Origin of the sequence: Vibrio sp. MM46 (assembly GCF_027587135.1) — a bacterium.
Classification (GTDB): domain Bacteria; phylum Pseudomonadota; class Gammaproteobacteria; order Enterobacterales; family Vibrionaceae; genus Vibrio; species Vibrio harveyi.
The window spans coordinates 1-21209 of sequence record NZ_JAPPTO010000036.1 but is presented as its reverse complement, the minus strand read 5'-3'; the positions used below and the strand labels follow the sequence as shown (position 1 = coordinate 21209).

The window sequence follows — 21209 nt, the reverse complement described above, 5'->3', positions numbered from 1 at the left end:
CAAATTTTCAGATAATAGTAATGACTAAAGAAAACTATAAATTAATTGTGAGAGCATCAAAAATTGAAGATATTGGTGCGCCTTATATTTGGGGGGTAGGCTTCGACTACCCACATAAGGAAATTATTCGCATTAAAAACCCCGTTAGTGGTCGAAAAGTGTGGGTAGAATTTATGTTTGGCGATGAAAATTTCCGTAAAAGCTACAATGAACGGAAAACAAGGACCATTAACTCTAACGAACAAACTTTGATCATAAGCCAATGGTATAGAGAAATAATAGAAGTTAACAAGAATGAGAGTATTGAGTTAGAAGTAAAAAAGAGCCGGCTACCGCTATGGATTAAAACGATGCTTGCGGCAAGGAAGCATCCTGACTCTACAGTCCGCTTAGCTACCTATTTAGCGGTTTTGTCAGTTGTATTGGGTGTTATAGGCTGTGCTCCGATAATTGGTGACATTATTCGAGCTATTGTGTCTTTGCCTGATTGGCTTGTAGCTCTTTGGAATTGTCTAAACAAGTAGGCATAACAAACTGTTCAAGAGGGATTCGCAACGCGTGGCATTTTCATTTTGCGTTGGTTTATGTGTTTAAGGTGGTATGCGGCGGCTTCGGTATTGCGTTGCTCACCCCTTAACAGGGCGTTAGCTTTACTCGGAGGTACAATGGAATTACCAACATTTAAGTATCATCCAGATCCTATAAATACGGGTGCTGTAGAAGTTACAGATGAAAATTGTGAATGTTGTCGTGTCAGTCGTGGCTACAGGGCAACTTCTACTATTTACTCTGAACATGACGTAGAAACTATTTGTCCTTGGTGCATTTCTGATGGCTCGGCGGCGAAGAAATTCGACGGAGAGTTTGCTGACCCACATCCATTGATGAAAGCTGGACTTGATAAGTCTGTGGTAAAAGAAGTTTGTGAAAGAACTCCAAGCTATATTTCATGGCAGCAAGAAGTGTGGTTATCGCACTGTGGCGATGCTTGCGAATTTCATGGAGATGCAGAGAAGTCTGATCTATTACAGGTAAAAGACGCTGAATTAGAGGCTTTACTAAACGATCAGCTAATAGGTAGTAATGAATGGCACCAAATAGTCACTTACTATGAAAAAGGTGGGAATCCTGCAATCTACAAGTTCAAGTGTAGATCATGTGGCATATTTACTTATTCGCTGGACTTTGCGTAAAGCTAACAAACTGTTTAAGAGTGATTCGCAACGCGTGGCATTTTTACTATGCGTTGGTTTTAGTGTTTAAGGTGGTATGCGGTGGCTTCGGTATTGCGTTGCTCACACCTTAACAGGGCGTTATACGAATCCGTGCCGACGCAGGTATCAGGCAGGGCTCCAAGTATGCTCACTCAAATAAGTATCTGATCCTCAATCCAAGATAAATATTTTAGGTTCTAGAGCATTTGGTGCTAAAAGATAGGTGACAATAATTATGTGGTATCTGTTTAAAGATTATGTGGACACGCCAAATCATATTGAGTTTTTGATCTTTGGAGTGTCAATGATAGCTTCCTACATTGTGGCTTGTGTGTCCTGTAAATCTCGCAATATGTCAGGGTATGAAGTGCGGGTTATCGTACAGCAGCAGGTCTTATGGTGGCAGCGCTAGTTGGGGGAGTTAAATTTACTTTCGTGTCAACTTTACTGGTATCGATGCTTTTCACATGGTTGATGGTGAGAAAAGGACATGCATTGGGTTGGGGGTAAGTCATTGCCTTCAAGGGAAATAGCCAGATTCCTAAACTTTAATTTAATCCAATGATTCAATCGGGAAAGTTCGTATAACAAAGCGTTTAAGACGGATTCCCAACGCTTAGTATTTTCGGTTTGATTCAGCTTTAGTGTTTACGGCACAATGATTTAGGTTTAGTGGTCTGCGTTGCTCACCACTTAACGCGGCGTTATGCAATTGGAGAAGAAAGTGGGTAATGAGCTAATTAAAACAATCAACAGAAAAGATGGTGTTGATGCTGCTTTAGACTTAACAGAAGCCTTTTTAGACACGCAGATTAGTGATGAGTTGCTCGGAAATATTCCTCTATTAGGGTTGTTAGTAAAACTCAAAAACTTCGGATGTAGCATTAGCGATTACTATTTCATTAAAAAGCTACAAAAGTTCGTATTCCACCTCGGTGAAGTATCTACAGTTGAAAGGGATGAGTTCTTTCGAAAGTTATCTGAAGACTCCGAACATCAAGCTAGAGTTAATGATAACTTATTGCTGTTGCTGAACGCATCAGATGATATTGAAAAGCCTTCATTAATAGGGACAGTTTTCTCTGCTTACGTGCGTGGTGCTGTTAATTATGAACACTTTATGCAGTTTTCATCTGCGGTTAACAGCTTAAATTGTTATCAGCTGAAGTTACTCAAAGAGCAGAATGAAAGGCAAGTAGCTAGACCTGTTGGTCATGCCCTAGCATCTCATGGACTTGTAATTGTATCTGTACCTACATTAGCCGGTTCTTCTACTCCTAATTACTACTTAAACGACGAAGGCGCATTGTTTCTTCATTGCTTATTTGGTTCCGTGGTTGAGTGGGAGTAATTGCATAACAAGCAATTTAAGAGGGATTCACAACGTTTGGCACTTTTGCTTCTACTTCGGTTTTAGTGTCTATGGCACAATACTTTAGGTTTGGGTGGAGGCGTTGTTCACCCCTTAATTGGGCGTTATGTGCTTGGAGATAAAATGATAAAACAGCCTCCGTACAAAGTTGAGTTTGGTCAATCAGGAGATGTCCCTCCGCCTCACGTTGTTGCCATAGATAAGACTTCAATAAAGTTAAGCAAGAACAGCCGAGATGGCGATACAGATGGTCGTATTGATGAACTTTATCTCAATGGTGGGCTTGAATCAGAAGAAACTAAACAGATAATGCTTGGGCTCAATAAGCAGGGTTTTGTGTTTGCTTACGACGATAAAGCTTATATTTCACCTAGCCATTTTATGAAGCAACTTTTATTGAGCGGTGAACTAAGAACATCATTCAAAGAAATCAGTTGGTCAAGCCCAAAGCAGTGGTGCCTTACAGAGTATGAATTTGAGCAACGCACATAACAAACTGTTCAAGAGGGATTCGCAACGCGTGGCACTTTTACTGTGCGTTGGTTTAAGTGATTAAGGTGGTATGCAGCGGCTTCGGTATTGCATTGCTCACCCCTTAACAGGGCGTTAGTACGGGTTTGACATCAAAGGTCATAAGTTTTGGTGTTTATCTATTTTGGCGTTCGTATTTACACCTTTTAGTTAGTGCCTTTCACGTTCTTTCCGGTGGCACTATATGCGGAGTGTTCGCTTTGATTTCACCGTTTACGGCTTCTAACTCTTAGCCTATTCCTTTGGCGCTTCTTCATTTTCGTGGTGGCTTTTGAGAGAACCTTGGTTACTTTTGGTGTGGCTGTTGAAGTACGAGGAAAGAATCCTTTTCTAATTTGAAGCTAGTGAAAGTAGGACAGTTCAGTGCGTTTTTCTTCTAGCCAACTTTCCTCTCTTAATCGGTGTAAAGTTTTGTAGCTGCCCGTCTCACTTCAGTGTTCAAAGCCTTTCATATCATGCAAGTTTTCAATATCTTGGAGCGCATAAATAGAAGTAGCGCATGTACTAACAAATTGCTTAAGAGTGATTCGTAACGCGTGGCATTTTTACTTTGCGGTGGCTTATGGTGATTAAGGCGCTGTGCGGTAGCTTTTGTATTGCGTTACTCACACCTTAGCAAGGCGTTAGGTGAATTAATGGAATATCACTACACAAATACTGATAGATTGATGCAGCTAAATGACTTAAAAGGACGTTTGACGCTTTTAATTGCTCATCTTCAACTAAATCATAAAGATGCCAAGATAGTTTCAATATACGAGCGTGCTTTGTTTGACGTAGATGAGCTGATTTGCAATGGTTTTAACCAAAATCAATTGTCGAATGTTAGTGATTCAATCCCAGATCTTTTTAATCGGCACAAAGATTGGGTACCTCCCTTAGAAGTTGGCTCTGATGGTAAGTTGTCTGAGCCGCAATGGTTTTTAGTGTTAGAGAACTATCTTCAACCTGTTCTAAAAAGTGCAAGGGAACTAAAGGAGTTGGGTGCGCGATAATTCACCTAACAAACTGTTCAAGAGGGATTCGCAACGCGTGGCATTTTTACTGTGCGTTGGTTTAAGTGATTAAGGTGGTATGCGGCAGCTTCAGTATTGCGCTGCTCACCCCTTAACAGGGCGTTATATACCAGTAATCAAAAAGTCGATAGCAGCAATAATTTCGTTTCTAAACGTGCTTAGCTCATTGACTGGGGTCGTAAGGATTTTAGTTGGTACACTAGCCATTTGTTGAGTAAGAATCACAAAGTCACCTTCATCAATATGGATCGTAGGGCACAGGTGGCTAGGGGCTTTTTTCTCTAACAGCTCGATAGGAGTTAAGGGAATCACCAAGCGAGTATTCAGTGAATCTAGCAACTCGCTTTGGACATCGACAAAATATGGGTAAGCGCTTGCGGTGCTCTTATCGTTGTTTTTATAAAGCGTAAATTGTGCCATTAGAATACTCGGTATGAATCGGAAAATAGTCCGTGTTTTGCAGTTAAGTCGTTACAAGCTTCAATAGCTTCGGCATTTTGTTCTAGCCATTCGGCTTTCAATTGTTGTTTTACTTCCTTTTCCAAAGCCTTTTCCATTGTTGCTGATAGGTTGATGTTTAGGCGCTTAGCTTCGGCAAGTAACTCACTGTTTAGGCTAAGGTTTGTAGCCTTTTTAGGTGCATGTGTGCTATATGTGTTTCTCATAAAGTAATCCTATGCGTATTGATGGTGCGCATTGAGTATAGGTGAAAGCTAGGCATATAACAAATTGTTCAAGAGTGATTCGGCACGCGTGGCATTTTTACTATGCGTTGATTTTAGTGGTTAAGGTGGTATGCGGTGGCATCGGTATTGCGTGCCTCACACCTTAACAAGGCGTTATGCCTCAGGAGAAAAAATGGAAGATATTCTCACGATTTTAAAGGTTTGTAGTGCAGTGGTAGCGATTATTGCAACTTTGATTGGTGTACTAAAATTCAAGTTTACACGCTGCTCGGCAATGATAGCGGAGTATCAACATGCTAGAGCTTTTCTATCTGAGGTCGACACTTTACATCCTTACGCAAAAGACCTTGGCTTTTACACGATCGCAGGTAGTAGTTACGTAAGTTCTGCGGAAATTGAATTTGCTATAAGCCTCGAAAACCCAGTTAAGTCTTTAAAATGTTATGTTAAAGGTAGAAAGTACTTTATTCCGTTTAATGAGCTTAAGTATCCCAAGCTAAAATTTAAGCCAAAATACGAGTCTCAACGAAAAAGAGTGTTCTTAACCTATTTTTATATGGTCATGTATTTCTTAATGGCTTTTGTTGCTATGTCTCCAGCTATTCTTTCCCAGTTTATAGATTATTCGTCTCTTACTGACTACGTTTCGCTATTATTGGTTAGCTTGGTGGCATTCGGATACCTCGCGTACGAAATGCTGCAACGTCATCTAGAAATTTACTTTGCGCAGTTCTTGTTTGACTCGCAAGAAGTACACCGAGATCTAAAGGTAGTAAAGGCATAACAAACTGTTTAAGAGTGATTCGCAACGCGTGGCATTTTTACTATGCGTTGGTTTAAGTGATTAAGGTGGTATGCGGTGGCGTCGGTATTGCGTTGCTCACACCTTAACAGGGCGTTAGCAGTTTACGCAGGAGGTTAGATTGGCAGTCTATTGTATTTATAGTAATCAGCTCATGAGTAGTGCTGATATTAGTAGAGAGCATATAATTCCTTTATCTATGGGAGGAATGGATGGTTTTGAAATTCCTGTTGGAAAAGAGATAAATAAAAAAGTTGGTTCCAAAATAGATGGGAAAGTGTCAAATGATCCATTTATTGCTCTAGACAGAAAAAATGCTCAGGTTAAAGGGCACAGTGGTAAATTAGCACAACCAGTTTGGAAAAATGTAAAAGTTGGTGATGAAAAACAACCTCTTCAGATTAGTTTCAATGCACCAGGAGAAACGGAGTATTGGTGTCCCAAAACCAAAACAACTGTCGATACATCCTCACTTGCGGGTAAAAAAGGTGAGATCCAACTTAAAGTAGATATTATTCCACCATTATTGTTTGTTGCTAAAGTCGCTTTAGCTGCGGGTTATTACGTTTATGGCGACATTTTTAAAAACAATGCCGATATTACGTCTTTACAAGATTTAGTAAACATAGAGCCAAAAAACCAAGAAAAAGTGTTGTCCTCTAGCCGACTTCGTTTTATCGACAGGTTTCAGCATGAAGAGAAAGACATTGGCGATTATCTAATGTTTAAAGAAATTGGTGAGCTAAAGTCATGCTCGACAGTTACGCTCATGCAGCATCAAGATGGTTTTGTTGTTGCGGTCTCAATTCTAGGGGAATTTCTTGGTGCGGTAGATGTTGATGCCCAAATGGACGACTTCCCAAATGAAGGTAATCATCGACAAGGACATGTGGTTTTTTTAGACCGTGAAAATGGTATTGAAACAATGTCTTTTTACGATGCTGTATGTATTGTTGGAGAAAGATACGGTCTTCAACCACAAAACTGCTAACAAAGCATTTAAGAGTGATTCGCAACGCTTGGCAGTTTCGCTTCGCTCAAGTATAGCCAAGCGCCGCTCACACCTTAATGCGGCGTTATGTTGAATAGGGCTTCAAAGCCCACAGGTATTCAGCTAATCTCTTCTTCCACACAATATCTTAGGTATATACATGATTGATCACGTTACAATTCCCGTTAGTGATTTAGAAAGAAGCCGGAAGTTTTATGAAGAAGCTTTTAGTCCACTAGGGTACAAAATTGCATTTGGTGAAAAAGGTAAATTTTGGGCTTTCGACCTCGGTAAGGGCTTCTTATTCGAGATCTGTAGTGCTAAGACTGAGGGGGCTTTAACGAGCTTTCATATTGCCTTTCGTGTGGCGAGTCAGCAAAAGGTTCGAGAGTTTTATGACTCAGCTATTTTAGCTGGAGCACGAGACAACGGAGCTCCAGGACCGCGACCTCACTATACCGAGAACTATTATGCCTGCTTCGTTCATGATCCAGATGGTCATAATATTGAGGCTGTCTTTGACACCTGGAAGTCTTGATGTAGTTGAAAATGCGGTAAAAGTTTAATGTAAAACACGTGCTGAGTTTCAACATAACAAACTGTTCAAGAGTGATTCGCAACGCGTGGCATTTTTACTATGCGTTAGGTTTAGTGGTTAAGGTGGTATGCGGTGGCTTCGGTATTGCGTTGCTCACACCTTAACAGGGCGTTATGTGTCTGAGCAGACCTTAATCTCGGTCTGCTCAATACAGTAAAGCTAGGATTTACTTAATTTGACTAATTCCTGCGAGGAGGGTTTTGACATGGTAGCTACTGATGGAGACTACTTGCTCTCTAGTCCCATAAAATTTAATTTCAAACCCATTAGGGTTTTTCTCTAGCATTGAAAGAGGCAATGTTACGCCGACAGTTTCAGTCAAAGAGCAACCAAAGCTTCCACTACAGTCAACATCGGTATCAATTCTGGTTAACTCATGCACTTTTCCATCTTTCGTGCGAGCAGTGCGGATGTGCCCCCAATCATTTAGAAATAGCAGATCAGCGTATACTTGGAATACTTTGGGTGTCCTAGTCAGCTTGCCATTAGACCATGTACGTAGGAGTATTCGATCTTGATATTCAGTTTTAATCGTAGAGGAATCTGCAAATTCATCTGTTGTGATTATTGGTTCGTAGCTGGCTTCCTTCACATTTTCTGTGCCATACGCGTAGGCTAAGTCATTGGCATCAAAGGGCGAGGCATTAGTTTTTTCAAAGCCTTTTTTTTCTATCAATGCGTTGTAGTTAACATGTCCTTTGAACCATAGGGCGGTAGAGCAACCTTCAAACATAACAGCAGTTGAAACATTACTATCAAATGAATAGTCCTTACCTTGGATGTTTAATACTTTGGGATACTTATTAAACGCTTTATGGTCAGGTTTTAAATTTCCAGAGAATTTAAACTTTTTACCTTTTAGCGTTTCTCCAATATTACTTCTACCGAGATAACCTTGATCGTCTTCAAAGTAAAGGGAGAAGTACTTGGACTCGCCAGTGTACGAAAACTCAGCTCCTGGCATACTTTCATACACACACGTTGTAGCTGGTTGTGAGCTAACGCTGTTAGTCGGTGTTATTGCTGATTTGGTTGCTTGTTGTGTTGCCATACAACCAGTTAATGATGCGATAAAAGCAATTGTGATTATGTTTCTTTTCATGGTGAATAGAGCTGCCTTGAGTCTTCTACTTGTTCTGCGAATAAAAGGAGCGGCATTCTACTCATCTCGGTAATAAAATTGATATGATTTATATCAACCAATACACATAACAAACTGTTTAAGACTGATTCGCAACGCTTGGCATTTTTGTTATGCGTTGCGTTTAGTGTTTAAGGCGGTATGCGGCGGCATCGGTATTGCGTTGCTCACACCTTAACAGGGCGTTATGTGAATGGCGAAAAATCACAGAATCTAATCTCTAACTTCTTGCTACAACTCATATTTACAGCAGCTCCAATTCGGTAAAATGCTCGAATATGTTAGTCGTAGTCTGGTGAGTTATGATCGCAGTAATTTTTGAAGTACAGGTAGCTGGGGGTAAAACTTCTGAATATCTAGATATTGCAAGTGAACTAAAACCGCTGCTATCAGATATTGATGGTTTTATCTCAATCGAGCGTTTCCAAAGTCTAACAAATGACAGCAAGGTTCTATCTTTGTCATTTTGGCGTGACGAAGAAGCAATTCAAGAGTGGCGCAATCTAGAATCTCATCGATTTGCTCAATTAAAAGGTCGTAGTGGTGTTTTTGAAAGCTACAGACTCAGAGTTGCGGGTGTCATCAGAGACTATGGCATGGACATACGTTCTGAAGCCCCAAAAGATAGTATCGACGCACACGGCTAAAATTCACATAACAAACTGTTCAAGAGGGATTCGCAACGCGTGGCATTTTCACTATGCGTTTGTTTAAGTGATTAAGGCGGTATGCAGCGGCTTGGGTATTGCGTTGCTCACCCCTTAACAGGGCGTTAGGTGAATACAGGGAATTATCGAATGGAATTAAAGTGTCACTGCGGAAACGTTAGCTTGGTGTTGAGTTCGCTTCCTAAAGAAGTGGGAGAGTGTAACTGTTCTATTTGTCGTCGCTATGCTGCGGCTTGGGCGTACTTTTCTCCAGACCAAGTTCAAATCAGTATGAATGAGAAAACGATTTTCTATTGTTGGGGTGACAAAGAAGTAGAATTTCATCGCTGCAACTCATGTGGTTGTTTAACGCATTACGTAACGACACAGAAATGTTCCGAAGATATCTTAGCTGTTAATATGAGAATGGCTGAACATGAAGTGCTTTCTGGTATCCCAGTTCGGAAGATCAATGGTGCATCGTACTAATCACCTAACAAGCAATTCAAGCTGATTCGCAACGCTCGGCATTTTAAGTTTGAATCAGCTTTAGTGAGTAAGGCGCAATGGTTTAGGTCTATGGCAGCGTTGCTCACAACTTAATTGGGCGTTAGTACACTATGAAAAGGTTCAATATTTGATGGATATATCGCTAATTTTTAGCCATGTTTTAGCATTTCTAATTGGAGCACTGTCGCTTTACCTTACAGCTTATACAAAAGCAAAAGGTGCTAATAAAGCTCTCAAAGAGGACATTTCGACATTGGAGGCTCTAAAGCAACAGATCGTCGCTACGCATTCTCAGGAACTAGAAAGTGTCAAAAAACAACACCAACTCGATATAGAAAAGCGTAAATTCAAATACGAAGATAAACGAGCTCAGTTCTCTAAGTACTTTAGGTTAATCGATGAGTTTAACTCTAAGTGCAATTCAGTATTTGGGGAACGCTTCCCTCCAATGCTACGCCGTTTGTTAGCTGGGCAAATTTCAGGATGTCAGGACACTGCAAATCAAAGCCTATTGGATTTTAATCACGAGATGATGCTCTTGTTTAATGAACTTAATGAAGAGCAACTTAAGGTTAATACTGAGTCAAACAGTATTCGTTTAATCGCAACTCCAGAGCTAGATACTCTTCTTGACGACCTTTCTGAACAAATCAAACAATCATATGAAGACTCTGTTGCAATGCTCAAGTTTATGGGGACGCGTGAATATATTCTCGATAATAGTTTAGTTAAGCCATTTCAGGATCAAGTTGCTATAAGTGGAACCCAGGCATTAAAAGCACGTGAGGCATTGAAACAGCGAATGAAATTTGAGTTAGACGAAATATAGTGTACTAACAAACTGTTTAAGAGTGATTCGCAACGCGTGGCATTTTTACTATGCGTTGCGTTTGGTGTTTAAGGTGGCATGCAGGAGCTTGGGTATTGCGTTGCTCACACCTTAACAGGGCGTTAGGCAAAGGGCTGAAAAGTTCTTTGTTCTAATCTTCTTGCTCCCTCAGGCACTCCGTTACTCCGTTTCTCAAAGTCGGCAATTCAGCATTGTCGGCTCAAATTCTCGAACCTCTCCAACCGTAAAACATGCCAAAGTTCGTGGGTTGCCTCATTGGGTTTCAGTGTTGGTTGGTGTTGAGCTTCACTGGCTTAAAGTGTGGAAAGGGCAAGTTAGTCGAAGCTTTCGTTATTGCTGTCATTTCGCAGCTTTGAGTTTCTCAGGTTCAAAAGCTACTTTGTCGTTGAAAGACTGTGTTTCGTGAACGTTGAAAATGAGGCTGTAACATAGTGCCTTCAGTGGTTCTTGAATCACAAAAAATCAGTGGGTGATTGGTTGCTTATCGTGTTTAAGGTATTCTGTTTTCAAACCAAGTTAGTGAGTACGCAGAAAATTTGCCTAACAAACAATTCAAGCTGATTCGCAACGCTCGGCGCTTTCGGTTTCAATTGGTTTAGTGATTACGGTGAAGTGTTTGAGTGTAGTGGCAGCGTTGCTCACAACTTAATTGGGCGTTATATGGTTTTTCAAGTTCAGAGGTATTTATGGATTTGGGTTTAATTTTCTCAGAGTTAAATAATAACTCTGAATACCGATTTCATCTGGCAAAACAAGAGCCAGGTGGAACTCGTCCTATTGACGTGTTGGCTAGAAGTCATGAAGAGTGGGCTGGTTGGCAAGTTTATAGAGGGACGAAAAAGGAACGTTTTGTTAAAGACAAAATAGTAAGCTTTGCCCAAATATCTGGCTCTAAATTTTTGTTTGGTGGCATTTTTGATATTACTAGCCGTGACTCAAAGAACTATGAGGTAAAGTTAAGCAGTCAGTTTTCTGAACTTATTGGTCGCCTGACAATTGATTACCAAGGCGATAATACGAGGGGTACGGTCTTCACGCCTGATTATATTTTCTCACACTCAAAAGTATCGTCGCTTTCACAACATTCATATCAGGGAGAGCGCTTTAAATCTTATGATGACGTTAACCATAGTTTTGAAGTAATGAGCATAGTTATAAAAAATGAACTCAATGACTGGAAAGTGGCGTTAAGTAGTGTTTTTGGTGTTTACTTGCTAACTGATACTAAAACAGGAAAGCACTATGTTGGTTCCGCTTACGGAGCTAATGGTATCTGGGGTCGTTGGTCTGACTATATTTACGGCTACCACGGAAATAATAAAGAACTAAAAGAGCTTTATGCCATAAATACTCGCGACTATTTTGAAAAACACTTTAAGTTTACAATTCTTGAAGTTCTATCTTCATCTCTGACTCCTGAGCAGGTCATTCAGCGTGAGAGTTTATGGAAATCAAAACTCCAGACTGTAAAGTTTGGGTATAATGCCTCATAAACCATATAACAAACTGTTCAAGAGGGATTCGCAACGCGTGGCATTTTTACTATGCGTTGGTTTTAGTGTTTAAGGTGGTATGCGGCGGCATTGGTATTGCGTTGCTCACCCCTTAACAGGGCGTTAGCAGTACAGGAGTAACATGGTTAAGCAAATATGGGAAATAACTCCCCAAGATATACAAGATTATGCAGTATGGCAGTTTGCCTCATGGAAAGATGATAGTCATGATGACACTGTCATTTGTCAAGCTAGCCAAGATGATGCTCTAGACCCCAACTCTAACATCATTGTCAGGGCGAAATTCGTCGATGCGAATGGTAATGAGTTTATTGGTTTCATTCATTACGGATTAGCTGAAGTCGAATATTCTCAACCTAATATGTTCGTAAATGGCAAAACCGTAGGCTTTTGGTTTGGCATTACGAAGCCCAATCATAATGACCTGATAAAACTAAACTTCCCTATAGTGATAACGTCAGAGTCAGTTTTTGGTTTAGAGCAGATTACAGTCACTATCGAAGGTTATAGTTATGTCAATGAAGCATCGGCTACTTGCGTAATGTCCTGCTAACAAATTGTTTAAGAGTGATTCGGCACGCGTGGCATTTTTACCATGCGTCGGGTTTAGTGGTTAAGGTGGTATGCGGAAGCTTCGGTATTGCGTGCCTCACACCTTAACAAGGCGTTAAGCTTCATCGAGGATATATGTTAGAACTGTTGATTCCTTTAAAGAAAACTGTAAATCAGTCAGCAAAATATGATCTGACTAACTGGTTAGACACAATGCCGGATGGAGCTGCGTGGTATGTTATTTCGGACTATTGCTTCGGAGACAAAACTAAGCAAAATGACACGGTGTCGTTTACAGTTTTGTTGCATCACGACAAGCTGGAGAACATCAAAGAATACATCAACCACTTTGCACCTAGGGATATCAAGTCAACTAGGACGGTCTCGGTCGAATTTTTACAATATATAAACTCACCTGTAAGTTTTTCTTTTACTTTTGTAATTGATCGAAAATCTAACTTACTTCGGGACTATGCTACAGACGAAAATATGTTGTCATTCTTGCCTGCATTTCGAAGTGTCATATCAGACATCGCAAGCAACTCAACATTTCAAGGCGGTTATATTGACGGAGTTATGAAAAGGGTTAAGGCTTTTGAATCTGATTTTTCAAAGAAAAATTTCAATTCAAAACTTGCGCGTCAAATTTATATAGTTTCTGCATTTGCTAGTGTTGTGTTTGAAATTTTAACCATAGCTAAAAAAACTAAATATATTCAATGGGTTTCTGACCGAGATGCTCTACTTGAAAGATATGATAGCTTTGTCTTTGACCTAGCATACTTTTTATTTTTACAAGGTTACTCTGAGCACTTTGAGAGGACAGAGAATTCAGTGCTAATGTTGGATACTCCTCAGTTTATATTTCCTGAGCCGGAGAAGTCTGGGAAAAATTATTTTGATGAGTTAATTCGAATTCCTGACTATTTGGCGGGTACGTTAGCCGACTTCGACGTCTCGTCTAATAAATTTAGCAAGGACAAGTATGATACGATCCTTTTGAATTCGTTAGTTAACTCACGAAATCAAGCTGTTATCTACGTTACAGGCAAGGGGAATGAACTATTGTGTAAACGTCTAGTTCATGAAGCTTAACAATCTGTTTAAGAGTGATTCGCAACGCGTGGCATTTTTACTATGCGTTGCGTTTAGTGTTTAAGGTGGTATGCGGTGGCTTAGGTATTGCGTTGCTCACACCTTAACAGGGCGTTAGTACGGGTTTGACATTAAAGGTCATAAGTTTTGGTGTTTATCTATTTTGGCGTTCGTCTTTACACCTTTCAGTTTGTACCTTTCACTTTCTTTCCGGTGGCACTATATGCGGAGTGTTTGCTTTGATTTCACCGTTTACGGTTTCTAACTATTAGCCTATTTCTTTGGCGCTTCTTCATTCTCGTGGTGGCTTTTGAGAGAACCTTGATTATTTTTGGTGTGGCTGTTGAAGTACGAGGAAAGAATCCTTTTCTAATTTGAAGCCAGTAAAAGTAGGGTGGCTCAGTGCGTTTTTCTTCTAGCCAACTTTCCTCTCTTAATCGGTGTAAAGTTTTGTAGCTGCCCGTCTCACTTCAGTGTTCAAAGCCTTTCATATCATGCAAGTTTTCAATATCTTGGAGCGCATAAATAGAAGTAGCGCATGTACTAACAAATTGCTTAAGAGTGATTCGTAACGCGTGGCATTTTTACTTTGCGGTGGCTTATGGTGATTAAGGCGCTGTGCGGTAGCTTTTGTATTGCGTTACTCACACCTTAGCAAGGCGTTAGTCGCCAGAAAAAGCTAGCAGTCAAAATCATGTTTCTAAGCTCAAAACTTGGCTACTGGTTGTTTGATTCATAGTTCCATCTTCGACGGTCAAAGCTCAGTTTCATCGGTTCTAAGTCAATGCATTGCTATTTCCCAAGCGGTTGTTTCGTTCTTTGGTGGTGATAGGGTGGGGCAATCGAAAATCTGTTTTTGGTTGCAAATTTGCTCGGTGAGTTTGTTGGTTTAAAAGCTTATTTACTTGCTGAAAGGACGTTTTCTCTGGTGTTGTAAGTTCCACGTGGTTTCAGTGACTTTGTTGAAAGTCCGCACTGTGAGATTGGCTTTCCAAAAACGCTTTTTGGTGTTGTCAGTCCGTTTTCTGCGGCGTTGTTTGTTCCAAGTGGTTTCATAGAATAGCTGCTTTGCGACTACGCCTGACTTAAGTGCATCAAAGCACATAAAGTTTGTTGTTCGCAAAGTTTAGTTCGGCTTAAAATTGTCGCTCGGTGCCTCGCGACTAACAATCTGTTTAAGAGTGATTCGCAACGCGTGGCATTTTTACTATGCGTTGGTTTTAGTGTTTAAGGTGGCATGCGGCGGCTGTGGTATTGCGTTGCTCACACCTTAACAGGGCGTTAGGGCTCATAGGATGATTCGGTGTAAATGAATGAAATGATAGAAAAGTTGGGCTTCGTTTTACTAGGAGCTCTCATGACGGGCATTGGTTATCTTATAAAGCGAAAAATCGAATCAAAGCCTGAATTAGAAATTTTGGATAAGCATCAAAAAGTTCTAGATATACATAAAAAAATGAGTGAGCAAGGTTTAGATATCTCAGGCTTAAATCAGTTTGCTTCTATGCTCACAGAAAAAAGTAGTGCGGTGCAGAGTCATGTTTTAGATTTAAACACTAAATCGGTTTCTCATATGCAGACGAGTAGCACTGAGCATATTACTCAAACTGAAATGAACCAAATGGCTTCGGATAGTTATAATCGTTCATTAGTTAAAATGAACGAGGTTTACGCTCAATTAATGAGTAAGCTAGATAGTGACCGCACCGAAGCATACGGGTCTGCACAGGTAAAGTGGAACGAGTATATCGAAGCCCATGCGAGATCAGTAGCTGATATGTACAAAGGGGGCTCTATATACCCATTGATATATTACTCGGAACTCGAAACTTTAGTTTTTGAACGAACTGCTCGCTTGCAGAGTGAGCTAGACGAACTAGTATCGCTGGGTAACTGAGCCCTAACAAACTGTTTAAGAGTGATTCGCAACGCGTGGCATTTTTACTATGCGTTAGGTTTTGTGTTTAAGGTGGTATGCGGAGGCATCGGTATTGCGTTGCTCACACCTTAACAGGGCGTTATATGATCCGAGTGTAAAAACCGAAAATTAAGGGAGTTTATAATGAGCGTTAAAATTCAAAATACATTTATAAGCAGATTCACAAATGTTTCCTATCAATCTGCATTAAGTCAAGTTATTGCTAGTAAAGGCTCTAAGTTAATTATCGCAACTGGATACATTAGTCAAAATGATTCGGTTGTAAATATTTATAAAAAGCTTAAAGAAGCCTTGGAAAGAAATGAAGAATTAACAGTGGATATATATATTGGAATTCTTTACGAGCCGAAAAATTCTAAAGGAGAAAAAATATTAGAGCATCATGAGACTTTGTTGCCTCACGGGCTTCTCACTATATCTCAAGCTAAACGATTAACTGTTCGAGGTATTACAGACTTTCATGCGAAATTTTCATTAATGCAACAAAAGAATGAAGATGGAGAGTTTGTTGGGGTTGCTGGTACTATGGGTAGTTCCAATTTAACAGAACCTGGTTTGGCTCCCAAGTCTAGAATAGAATTCGACTTACTTATGTTAGGAGGAGAAGGTAATGAGCTGCTCCAATCCTATAAAAATGAAGTCGATTGCTTGTTGCACAAGATAGAAAATCAAGAAGTCTCAAATGTTAAGGATAAAGTGAAATGGAAAATATATGATCTTCCTGTGCTTGAAGAGTCTATAGAAAAAAGTGAAAAAATAGAGGCTTTAGAACAGGCAAGAACGCAGGAAGAAAATTGGCATAGTGGTTTACATAAGTAAAATAGACTTTGAGGCTTCTGTATAATCATATAACAATCTGTTTAAGAGTGATTCGCAACGCGTGGCATTTTTACCATGCGTTGGTTTAAGTGATTAAGGTGGTGTGCGGCGGCATCGGTATTGCGTTGCTCACACCTTAACAGGGCGTTAGTGCGCAAAGATAAAAATTACAATTAGCAGGATTTAAAATGAGTGAAATTGCTCGTTTCATATCTGGTAAAGCTCCAGATAAATTTGGTCGTAATGTAGAGCAGTTGTTAGCTTACAACCACTTCTGGCTAGAGCATGATCATAAGTATATTCAAGTTCTTTTCCCGATTGATGAGGGTACTAAGTTCAATCAACATGCTCCTTTGGTAACTAAAGCAGATCGAGAGGCTTTTGCTAACTCAGAAGAATTGCGCATTGCTCACTTAAAAGCACTCGACCTTTTACTTGATTTTTGGGGATTGCAGCGAGATGGGTGTGAAATTTATTCATTACTGGAACTAAGTCCTGCTAATCACGTCTGGCTTAAAAGTCATGACCACAACCAACTCCGCCTGACCCGAGCAATTCGTAGTTTGTATATACTCGGTAATGAGCAGATAGCGGCTAACTTGTGTAACTTTCTAGTGGTTGCAGCCAGAGAAACCGGCATGGTTTCAGATAAAACGGTCGAGTATTGGCGTAACGCGCTCAAAGGTTAGGTGATCGCTGAAAAAGCGCACTAACAAACTGTTCAAGAGGGATTCGCAACGCGTGGCATTTTCACTATGCGTTGGTTTTAGTGATTAAGGTGGTTTGCAGCGGCTTTGGTATTGCGTTGCTCACCCCTTAACAGGGCGTTATACGGCAGAGGGTGATAAGGGGCTAGAGCTTGAATCCTAGCCCAATTAAACAACTACTACTTAGTTCTTACAGCCGTTTTTGTCACATGTAATTTTACTGTGTGAGTCGCTCCAATGAGATGCTTCTTTCTTGGTGTCAAAGCCACAACCAGTAGTACCTCCTTTTTTGCCTTTATGAACGACTCCAGTGGGTGTGTGTTTTACTGCCATAAACGTACTTCCTATCTATCACCAGTATTGGTGCCCGTATTTTACTTCTGAGAACAGTTTTAAAGTGTGTGCTTGGTTGCTTATTTCATCTCAAAGTAAGGTAAAATTAAACTTTGCGAGCAACCGCATAACAAACTGTTTAAGAGTGATTCGCAACGCGTGGCATTTTTACTATGCGTTAGTTTTAGTGTTTAAGGTGGTATGCGGAGGCATCGGTATTGCGTTGCTCACACCTTAACAGGGCGTTAGTCGCCAGAAAAAGCTTGCAGTCAAAATCATGTTTCTAAGCTTAAAATTTGGCTGATGATTGTTTGCTATACAGGCTCTTCATCGATGGTCAAAACTCAGTTTCAGGCTGTTTCAAATCCAAAGTTTTGCAAGCGTCCAAGCGTTTTTTTTGTTCTTTGGCGCTGACAGAATAGGGCAATCGAGCGTCTGTTCTTGGTTGCAACCCTGTCCGGTGAGTTTGTTGGTTCAAAAGCAGATCTACTCGCTGAAAAGTCGTCTTCTCTGGTGTTGTAAGTTCCACGTGGTTTCAGTGACTTTGTTGAAACTCCGCACTGTGAGATTGGTTTTCCAAAAAGCGCTTTTTGGTGTTGTCAGTCCGTTTTCTACGGCGTTTTATGTTCCAAGTGGTTTCATTGAGTAGCCGCTTTGAGACCACGCCTAACTTAAATGCATCAAAGCACATAAAGTTTGTTGTTTGCAAAGTTTAGTTCGGCTTAAAATTGTCGCTCGGTGCCTCGCGACTAACAAACTGCTCAAGAGGGATTCGCAACGCGTGGCATTTTTACTATGCGTTGAATTTAGTGATTAAGGTGGTACGCGGCGGCTTCGGTATTGCGTTGCTCACCCCTTAGCAGGGCGTTAGGCGAATGGAGTAAGTAATGAGATTTTTGATTGTTATTTTGGGGATGTTTTCTGTATTAACAGCGACGGCAGAAGAGACTCGATGTGGATGGCTTGAAAACCCTTCTCCTGCCAATATGTGGTTGATTGATCGCGATGGCTCGTGGGATATATCAGTCCAAGGTACTTCAAATGCATTGGACGATAAATCGATGGAACTGCTTTATCAAGCGACTGCAAATGAAAATGAATTTGTTAGAACAAATCGAAACTATGGTTTTAGTTGTGCTTGTTTAACAGTGGACGTAGACCAAGAGAAAAATTCGATTACAACAATCTATAAATCCAAGCAGTTACCTTTGAAGCAGTGTTTAGAGGACATATCCATAACGAAAGATATTCCACTTCCTTTTAAGTAATTCGCCTAACAAATTGTTCAAGAGGGATTCGCAACGCGTGGCACTTTTACTATGCGTTAGTTTTAGTGACTAAGGTGGTATGCGGCGGCTTCGGTATTGCGTTGCTCACCCCTTAACAAGGCGTTATACATCAACTCGAAAAATTAGAAAGGGAGCTTCGAGATGTTTAAAAAAAGGATGTTTTTGATATGTATTTTGTCTTTGGTTGGTTGTTCGAATCGAGGACCAATGAAATCTGGTTTTGGACCTGTAGAAACCTCTAAATACATAGAGTTGTTGGAAAGAGATTTAGTTTCAAGCAATGAGTCTATTTTGGTTTATTCTGAGTCTATGTTCACGGAAGGGTTATATGCATATTCAGGTGCTTTAATTTTAACTGACCAGCAAGTGATTTTTGCAGAATGGGATAATGATTCTTATGAATACAGACCAATATATTCGACTCTCTTGAATGATATCGTTGAAGTTGAACAGTGTAATCCTCTGGCTGCCACCATCTCGTTAATTGGACAAGTATTTTGTGTTTATACTGACGAAGAATCCGTCTCTTTTGCAACTGAAAAATACAAGCAATTCTTGTACTTGATTGAGAAAAATACAAGATCTTAGATTAAATGTATAACAAACTGTTCAAGAGTGATTCGCAACGCGTGGCATTTTTACTATGCGTTGGTTTTAGTGTTTAAGGTGGTATGCGTTAGCTTCGGTATTGCGCATACCACCTTAACAGGGCGTTATGTGTAATAAAGAGGTTTTATGAAAAAGTTTTTTAAAGTTTTTGCGATACTAGTTGCTTTAACTGTTGTTTTAATTGGGGGGCTACTGTTTTGGGCTGCCTCTCAAACAAGTGAGGTCACTGCTGAAGCGACTCCATTTATTGAAGAAAGCGTGCCTTTAATTTCAACATGGGAAATATCGCAGTTTGAACATCTATTTAGTATTGAAGGGCGTTCAGCGTTAAATAGTGATGAAGGTCAAAAAGTAATAGAGTATCTATCTAAAATAGGTGGTTTAAAATCCTTCGACTCCCCAACCTTTGTCAAATCTAAATCTTCTGTTGCTACTAGTGGTGAAAGTAAAGAAATAGCGATATTTACAGTTGAAGCAAAATTTGAAAATGGTGCGGGTTTGTTTACGTTCGTTCTTTCTAAAGTAGACTCAGAATACAAAATTGACCGCATAAATCTGAATTCGAATGCATTTTTGGATTTATAGTCAAAATTACACATAACAAGGCGTTTAAGGCAGATTCCCAACGCTTGGCATTTTGCATTCTAAATTGGGTTAAGTGTTTAAGGTGCAATAGTTTAGGTTGGGTAGATGGCGTTGCTCACTACTTAACGCGGCGTTATGTTTTTGATAATTTCAACGTGTGCTGTATCATATAATATTATTATTAATTAGGCTTAATGTATGAAAAATAAACTTATTTTCACATTTGCATCAATTGCGCTAGTTGGTTGCGCGACAGTCCCGCTAGATCCGAAAGTGGATGTTACGGAAATTCAACCATTCATTGAATTTAATGTTAATGATTCAGTATCTATCGTTAATGAACAAAAGAATGATGACACTTTACTCTTGGTCGATCTAAAAACTGTCGCCTTCACAGGCTCGAAGAAAGAGTTGACTGATACCGTAATTGCAGTGGCTGAGAAAGAACTAATAAAACGTAAAGCTATCATTTCTCCAATAGCAACCAAGCAGTTGAATATATCGGTGGATAAATTTAGTTGTGATCAATCTGGATCTTTTTCTATGGGTTGTGAAACAGTCGTTTCTGTAGAAACGGAAGGTCAATATAAAGCAACTTATACTGCATTTGGTGAAAGCGCACTTGGTGTTCAACATGCAAGTAATTACTCATTGGCGAATGCAGTTTCAGCAATGTTTAGAGACCCTAAGATCATAAACTACTTAACTACTAAATAAACATAACAAACAATTTAAGAGTGATTCAGCACGCTTGGCATTTTCGGTTTGGGTTAAGTTTAGTGATTAAAGTGTTCAAATTGAGTGTTGTGGATGCGTGCTTCACACCTTAATTGGGCGTTAGCACTACAAGGTTAATTTAGGAGTTCATATGATAACGATTTACGACGGTTTGGAATTCGATACTGAACTAGAAGCTATTTGGGCTTCTTTTTTTGATTTGGCGGGTTGGCAATGGTGGTATAACCCTGTTGCTATTGATAACTGGAAGCCAGATTTTAAAGTTACTTTCCCATGTGCTCACTCCGAGTGTGGTGGTAGTCATACATTGATGGTGTCAGTTGTTCCAACCCGTGATTTAGAAAGCCAATCATCACATCCTAGTTTGTCCTACTCGTATGGTGTTTATGACAAGAACAAGCGATATGTAGCAGATGGAGGTGCATTACTCGGTATGTCTCCAATAGTTTCAAAATGGGAAATTTCTCATGGTTCAGGCGGTGGTGTAGAGGATGTATTTTTCCGAGTTGATAATGCAAATGAACTGTGGGAAAAGGCTGTAGCATCAATCATGTAGTGCTAACAAACGCTTTAAGACGGATTCGCAACGCGTGGCATTTTTATCATGCGTTGATTTTAGTGATTTAGGTGGTGTGCGGAAACATTTCATTGCGTTGCTCACCACTTAAGCG

At 40.0% G+C, this 21209-nt stretch carries 26 protein-coding genes; 22 read left to right on the top strand and 4 right to left on the bottom strand.

Annotated elements, in window-relative coordinates; genetic code table 11:
- Nucleotides 1-20 precede the first annotated feature (20 nt).
- From OH459_RS25735 to OH459_RS25700, 5 genes are all read left to right on the top strand, one after another.
- Nucleotides 21-524, top strand: a complete 504-nt coding sequence (locus OH459_RS25735; protein ID WP_269989448.1) for a hypothetical protein — start codon at nucleotides 21-23, stop codon at nucleotides 522-524.
- A 141-nt stretch (nucleotides 525-665) separates the two neighbouring features.
- Nucleotides 666-1193 carry a CbrC family protein gene (locus tag OH459_RS25725; protein ID WP_269989447.1) on the top strand — a complete coding sequence of 176 codons (528 nt, stop codon included), beginning with the start codon at nucleotides 666-668 and terminating at the stop codon, nucleotides 1191-1193.
- 745 nt (nucleotides 1194-1938) lie between these two features.
- Nucleotides 1939-2565, top strand: coding sequence for a hypothetical protein (locus OH459_RS25715; protein ID WP_269989444.1), 627 nt, complete (start codon nucleotides 1939-1941; stop codon nucleotides 2563-2565).
- A 144-nt stretch (nucleotides 2566-2709) separates the two neighbouring features.
- Nucleotides 2710-3078, top strand: a complete 369-nt coding sequence (locus tag OH459_RS25710; RefSeq protein WP_042765274.1) for a hypothetical protein — start codon at nucleotides 2710-2712, stop codon at nucleotides 3076-3078.
- Nucleotides 3079-3752: 674 nt separating this feature from the next.
- Nucleotides 3753-4112 carry a hypothetical protein gene (locus OH459_RS25700; protein ID WP_025523617.1) on the top strand — a complete coding sequence of 120 codons (360 nt, stop codon included), beginning with the start codon at nucleotides 3753-3755 and terminating at the stop codon, nucleotides 4110-4112.
- A 123-nt stretch (nucleotides 4113-4235) separates the two neighbouring features.
- Here the strand turns inward: OH459_RS25700 and OH459_RS25690 are convergent, their stop codons facing one another.
- Together OH459_RS25690 and OH459_RS25685 are read right to left on the bottom strand one after the other, a co-directional pair.
- Complete coding sequence (locus OH459_RS25690) at nucleotides 4236-4553, bottom strand: CcdB family protein (protein WP_095482530.1); 318 nt, start codon at nucleotides 4551-4553, stop codon at nucleotides 4236-4238.
- Nucleotides 4553-4798 (bottom strand): type II toxin-antitoxin system CcdA family antitoxin, encoded by a 246-nt coding sequence (locus OH459_RS25685; RefSeq protein ID WP_038140558.1) that lies wholly within the window; start codon nucleotides 4796-4798, stop codon nucleotides 4553-4555. Before OH459_RS25685 ends, OH459_RS25690 begins: the two co-directional genes overlap by 1 nt.
- 193 nt (nucleotides 4799-4991) lie before the next feature.
- Between OH459_RS25685 and OH459_RS25675 the strand changes: the two genes are divergently transcribed.
- From OH459_RS25675 to OH459_RS25665, 3 genes are all read left to right on the top strand, one after another.
- On the top strand, nucleotides 4992-5603 hold the full coding sequence (locus tag OH459_RS25675) for a hypothetical protein (RefSeq protein WP_269989431.1): 612 nt from the start codon (nucleotides 4992-4994) through the stop codon (nucleotides 5601-5603).
- A 172-nt stretch (nucleotides 5604-5775) separates the two neighbouring features.
- Complete coding sequence (locus tag OH459_RS25670) at nucleotides 5776-6612, top strand: hypothetical protein (RefSeq protein WP_269989430.1); 837 nt, start codon at nucleotides 5776-5778, stop codon at nucleotides 6610-6612.
- A gap of 160 nt (nucleotides 6613-6772) precedes the next feature.
- Nucleotides 6773-7150: a VOC family protein gene (locus OH459_RS25665; protein ID WP_038887475.1), complete on the top strand. Its 378-nt coding sequence runs from the start codon at nucleotides 6773-6775 to the stop codon at nucleotides 7148-7150.
- A 226-nt stretch (nucleotides 7151-7376) separates the two neighbouring features.
- Here the strand turns inward: OH459_RS25665 and OH459_RS25655 are convergent, their stop codons facing one another.
- Nucleotides 7377-8312, bottom strand: coding sequence for a hypothetical protein (locus OH459_RS25655; RefSeq protein WP_269989425.1), 936 nt, complete (start codon nucleotides 8310-8312; stop codon nucleotides 7377-7379).
- 341 nt (nucleotides 8313-8653) lie between these two features.
- Between OH459_RS25655 and OH459_RS25645 the strand changes: the two genes are divergently transcribed.
- The 9 genes from OH459_RS25645 (at nucleotide 8654) to OH459_RS25560 (ending at nucleotide 16966) form a co-directional block, all read left to right on the top strand.
- Nucleotides 8654-8998, top strand: a complete 345-nt coding sequence (locus OH459_RS25645; RefSeq protein WP_269989423.1) for an antibiotic biosynthesis monooxygenase family protein — start codon at nucleotides 8654-8656, stop codon at nucleotides 8996-8998.
- Between the two features lie 150 nt (nucleotides 8999-9148).
- Nucleotides 9149-9487, top strand: a complete 339-nt coding sequence (locus tag OH459_RS25635) for a GFA family protein (protein ID WP_269989421.1) — start codon at nucleotides 9149-9151, stop codon at nucleotides 9485-9487.
- Between the two features lie 151 nt (nucleotides 9488-9638).
- On the top strand, nucleotides 9639-10337 hold the full coding sequence (locus tag OH459_RS25630; RefSeq protein ID WP_191118274.1) for a hypothetical protein: 699 nt from the start codon (nucleotides 9639-9641) through the stop codon (nucleotides 10335-10337).
- Between the two features lie 707 nt (nucleotides 10338-11044).
- On the top strand, nucleotides 11045-11851 hold the full coding sequence (locus OH459_RS25620; protein ID WP_130355323.1) for a GIY-YIG nuclease family protein: 807 nt from the start codon (nucleotides 11045-11047) through the stop codon (nucleotides 11849-11851).
- A 142-nt stretch (nucleotides 11852-11993) separates the two neighbouring features.
- A complete protein-coding gene (locus OH459_RS25610; RefSeq protein ID WP_237285458.1) occupies nucleotides 11994-12425 on the top strand; it encodes a hypothetical protein in 432 nt (143 codons plus the stop codon).
- A 134-nt stretch (nucleotides 12426-12559) separates the two neighbouring features.
- Entirely contained in the window at nucleotides 12560-13519 is a 960-nt protein-coding gene (locus OH459_RS25600) for a hypothetical protein (RefSeq protein ID WP_269989412.1), read from the top strand.
- A 1357-nt stretch (nucleotides 13520-14876) separates the two neighbouring features.
- Nucleotides 14877-15416, top strand: coding sequence for a lysozyme inhibitor LprI family protein (locus tag OH459_RS25580; RefSeq protein ID WP_238929556.1), 540 nt, complete (start codon nucleotides 14877-14879; stop codon nucleotides 15414-15416).
- Nucleotides 15417-15581: 165 nt separating this feature from the next.
- Entirely contained in the window at nucleotides 15582-16277 is a 696-nt protein-coding gene (locus tag OH459_RS25570) for a restriction endonuclease PLD domain-containing protein (protein ID WP_104048185.1), read from the top strand.
- Nucleotides 16278-16465: 188 nt separating this feature from the next.
- Nucleotides 16466-16966 carry an opioid growth factor receptor-related protein gene (locus OH459_RS25560; protein ID WP_269989401.1) on the top strand — a complete coding sequence of 167 codons (501 nt, stop codon included), beginning with the start codon at nucleotides 16466-16468 and terminating at the stop codon, nucleotides 16964-16966.
- Between the two features lie 201 nt (nucleotides 16967-17167).
- On the opposite strand, the gene OH459_RS25550 is transcribed toward OH459_RS25560, so the two are convergent.
- Nucleotides 17168-17317: a hypothetical protein gene (locus tag OH459_RS25550; protein ID WP_086459347.1), complete on the bottom strand. Its 150-nt coding sequence runs from the start codon at nucleotides 17315-17317 to the stop codon at nucleotides 17168-17170.
- An 887-nt stretch (nucleotides 17318-18204) separates the two neighbouring features.
- Between OH459_RS25550 and OH459_RS25535 the strand changes: the two genes are divergently transcribed.
- The 5 genes from OH459_RS25535 to OH459_RS25500 all read left to right on the top strand — a co-directional run bounded on the left by OH459_RS25535 (nucleotide 18205) and on the right by OH459_RS25500 (nucleotide 21094).
- Nucleotides 18205-18585 carry a DUF4087 domain-containing protein gene (locus OH459_RS25535; protein ID WP_269989399.1) on the top strand — a complete coding sequence of 127 codons (381 nt, stop codon included), beginning with the start codon at nucleotides 18205-18207 and terminating at the stop codon, nucleotides 18583-18585.
- 228 nt (nucleotides 18586-18813) lie between these two features.
- Nucleotides 18814-19194 carry a GRAM domain-containing protein gene (locus OH459_RS25525; protein WP_082245033.1) on the top strand — a complete coding sequence of 127 codons (381 nt, stop codon included), beginning with the start codon at nucleotides 18814-18816 and terminating at the stop codon, nucleotides 19192-19194.
- A gap of 147 nt (nucleotides 19195-19341) precedes the next feature.
- The gene (locus OH459_RS25515) at nucleotides 19342-19800 is read left to right on the top strand and encodes a hypothetical protein (RefSeq protein ID WP_045384470.1); all 459 of its coding nucleotides are present in this window, start codon (nucleotides 19342-19344) and stop codon (nucleotides 19798-19800) included.
- Nucleotides 19801-19998: 198 nt separating this feature from the next.
- The gene (locus OH459_RS25510; protein ID WP_033907392.1) at nucleotides 19999-20517 is read left to right on the top strand and encodes a hypothetical protein; all 519 of its coding nucleotides are present in this window, start codon (nucleotides 19999-20001) and stop codon (nucleotides 20515-20517) included.
- Nucleotides 20518-20668: 151 nt separating this feature from the next.
- Nucleotides 20669-21094: a hypothetical protein gene (locus OH459_RS25500; protein ID WP_053053591.1), complete on the top strand. Its 426-nt coding sequence runs from the start codon at nucleotides 20669-20671 to the stop codon at nucleotides 21092-21094.
- The last annotated feature ends 115 nt before the right edge of the window (nucleotides 21095-21209 follow it).